The 3,749-nt window shown below is 49.0% G+C and carries 1 protein-coding gene; it reads right to left on the bottom strand.

The window, feature by feature from the left end:
• Positions 1 to 3,749, bottom strand: a 3,749-nt coding sequence (locus tag H5183_RS05285; RefSeq protein ID WP_220496264.1) for an Ig-like domain-containing protein, incomplete at both ends; no start/stop codon positions are given.

Below are 3,749 nucleotides of genomic sequence, written 5' to 3'. Positions count from 1 at the left end.
AGGTTAAACGCGAAGTTTTGCCCTACCGGCGCATCGTTGGTGTTGGTAACCTCTAATGTAAATGGCGTTAAACTGGCGCTATCTGTGCCATCGTTAACACTGATAGTAATAGCCGCGTAGCTGCCTACATCCTGGTTCTGTGGCGTGCCCGCTAATTCGCCCGTGCTGGTGTCAAAGCTTGCCCAACTTGGCTTATTAATGATGCTAAAAGTATGGGTATCTTGCGTATCGCTGTCTGTAAGGGTGGGTATAAAACTATACGCTGCATCTTCAGCTGTAGTTGTACTTGGTGAACCACTTAACACCGGTACGACATTATATTTTTTAGTTACTGTGGCAGTTACTGCTGCGCTGGCATTGCCTGCGGTGTCTGTAACTATTGCTGAGAACGTTAACACTCCCTCAGCCAATGTTGTAACATCGATACCTGTAATTTGCTGCGTAACAGCACTAATCGTTGCGTTACCAGTAACAGCATTACTGCCATCACTTACCTGGTAACTAAGCGAACCACTTCCTTCAAGCCCAGTAAAACTAACACTCATTGCAGATTCGTTATCCGCATTAATTAAGCTTTGATCAACGCTAACTGCATGCCCAGTTGGGGTGGTATTATCTAAAGTAATTGAGCTGGTCGCCGCAGGTGAAGTATTCCCTGCACTGTCAGTTTGCGTTACCGATACTGTTAAAGTGCCGTTATTAAGTGCACTTATATCTAACTCATTGCCGCTAAGCGTCCAATTACCACCACTACCAGCTGTAACCGTGGCATTTACACCGCCAATATCAACCTTAACTGCAGCGCCTGATTCTGCCCCAGAGCCGGTTATCAATACACTATCATCTTCACTAGCGTTAACTATGCCATCGACTTCGATTGGCGTATTAATAGTAACAACTGGCGGTGCACTGTTATCCAAGGTTATCGTCGTCGTTGCCGCTGGAGAAATATTACCCGCGCTGTCAGTTTGCGTTGCTGATACCGTTAATGTGCCATTATTTAATGCACTGATATCTAACTCATTACCACTGAGAGTCCAATTACCGCTGCTATCAGCAGTCACGGTGGCATTTACACCGCCAACATCAACCTTAACTGCAGCGCCTGATTCTGCCCCAGATCCTACAATTAATAACGCATTATCTTCAGCAGCATTCACAATGCCATCAACAGCGATCGGCGTTGTGATAGCCAATGCATTTGGCGCAACATTATCTAAGGTTATAGTGGTTGTAGCTGCAGATGAAATATTTCCTGCGCTATCGGTTTGCGTTGCAGATACTGTTAATGTGCCATTATTTAACGCGCTAATGTCTAATTCACTGCCATTAAGTGTCCAGTTACCGCTGCTATCAGCTATCACAGTTGCATTTATGCCGCTAATACCCACTGTCACTGTTGCGCCAGCTTCTGCTCCTGACCCTGTGATCAACACAGCATTGTCTTCAGCCGCATTTACAATACCATCTACTGCAATCGGCGTTGTAATAGCCACCGCATTTGGTGCGATGTTATCTAATGTAATTGAAGTTGATGCAGCCGTTGAGATATTGCCCGCATCGTCGGTTTGTGTTGCCGAAACTGTCAATATGCCATTATTTAGAGCGCTGATATCCAGCTCATTACCTGATAATGTCCAATTACCACTTGAGTCTGCGGTAGTCGTTTTAGTAACCCCACCGATACTCACAGTGACTGTTGCACCTGACTCTGCTCCCCCGCCTTCGACTAATACATCATTATCCTCCGCAGCGTTAACTTTACCATCCCCCTCAATAGGCGTAATAAAGGTTGGTGCGTTTGGTGCTTGGTTATCCAACGTTATTGTTGTAGTTGCAGCTATTGAGATATTACCTGCGCTATCGGCCTGAGTTGCCGAGACCGTCAGCGTACCATTATTCAGCGCACTGATATCCAGCTCGTTGCCCGATAATGTCCAATTACCACTTGAATCTGCAGTGGTGGTTTTAGATATACCATCAACATTTACTGTAACTGTTGCACCTGACTCTGCGCCAGATCCTTGCACTAGTACATCGTTATCTTCAACAGCATTAACTTTGCCGTCGCCTTCAATTGGCGTAGTAATCGTCAATGCATTTGGCGCTTGATTATCCAACGTAATTACTGCGGTTGCCGTAGTCGAGGTGTTACCCGCCGCATCACTTTGTGTGGCGCTGACGGTGAGCGTGCCATTATTAAAGCTGCTTACATCAAACTCACTACCACTGATAGTCCATGCCCCAGAGCCATCAGCCGTTACGGTACGTGATAAGTTATTCGCGCCATCGCTGATGGTCACACTGACGCTGGCATTAGCTTCCGCCCCGGAGCCGGTGATCACTACGTCACTGTCTTCCGCTGCGTTAACTTTACCATCGCCCTCTATCGGAGTGGCTATTGTCGGTGAATTCGGTGCTGTATTATCTAAAATCACCGCGGTGCTGGCTGCGCTGGAGGTGTTACCCGCCGCATCAGATTGTGTCGCGCTGACGGTGAGCGTGCCATTATTAAAGCTGCTGACATCAAACTCACTACCACTGATAGTCCATGTACCTGCGCCATCAGCCGTCACAGTCCGTGATAAGTTATTCGCGCCATCGCTGATAGTCACACTGACACTGGCATTGGCTTCTGCGCCAGAGCCGGTGATCAATACACTGCCATCTTCTACAGCATTGATCCGGCCATCAACCTCAATCGGGGTGCTTATCGTCAAGGCATTCGGAGCTGTATTATCTAAAATCACTGAGGTGCTGGTTGCACTGGAGGTGTTACCCGCCGCATCAGATTGTGTGGCGCTGACGGTGAGCGTGCCATTATTAAAGCTGCTGACATCAAACTCGCTACCACTGATAGTCCATGCCCCAGAGCCATCGGCCGTCACAGTACGTGATAAGTTATTCGCGCCATCGCTGATAGTTACACTGACACTGGCATTGGCTTCTGCCCCGGAGCCGGTGATCAATACACTGCCATCTTCTACAGCATTGATCCGGCCATCAACCTCAATCGGGGTGGCAATCGTCAAGGCATTCGGTGCTGCGTTATCTAAAATCACTGAGGTGCTGGTTGCACTGGAGGTGTTACCCGCCGCATCACTTTGTGTGGCGCTGACGGTGAGTGTGCCATTATTAAAGCTGCTGACATCAAACTCACTACCACTGATAGTCCATGTACCTGCGCCATCGGCCGTCACGGTGCGCGATAAGTTATTCGCGCCATCGCTGATAGTCACACTGACACTGGCATTAGCTTCTGCGCCAGAGCCGGTGATCAATACACTGCCATCTTCTACAGCATTGATCCGGCCATCAACCTCAATCGGGGTGCTTATCGTCAAGGCATTCGGTGCTGCGTTATCTAAAATCACTGAGGTGCTGGCTGCACTGGAGGTGTTACCCGCCGCATCACTTTGTGTGGCGCTGACGGTGAGCGTGCCATTATTAAAGCTGCTGACATCAAACTCGCTACCACTGATAGTCCATGCCCCAGAGCCATCGGCCGTCACAGTCCGTGATAAGTTATTCGCGCCATCGCTGATGGTCACACTGACACTGGCATTGGCTTCTGCCCCGGAGCCGGTGATCAATACACTGCCATCTTCTACAGCATTGATCCGGCCATCAACCTCAATCGGGGTGGCAATCGTCAAGGCATTCGGTGCTGCGTTATCTAAAATCACTGAGGTGCTGGTTGCACTGGAGGTGTTACCCGCCGCATCACTTTGTGTGGCGCTGACGGTGAG

Source organism: Pseudoalteromonas sp. SR44-8 (genome assembly GCF_014163635.1).
Taxonomy (GTDB): domain Bacteria; phylum Pseudomonadota; class Gammaproteobacteria; order Enterobacterales; family Alteromonadaceae; genus Pseudoalteromonas; species Pseudoalteromonas rhizosphaerae.
The sequence above is the reverse complement of the archived record's forward strand: the minus strand, read 5'-3'. Positions and strand labels throughout refer to the sequence as shown.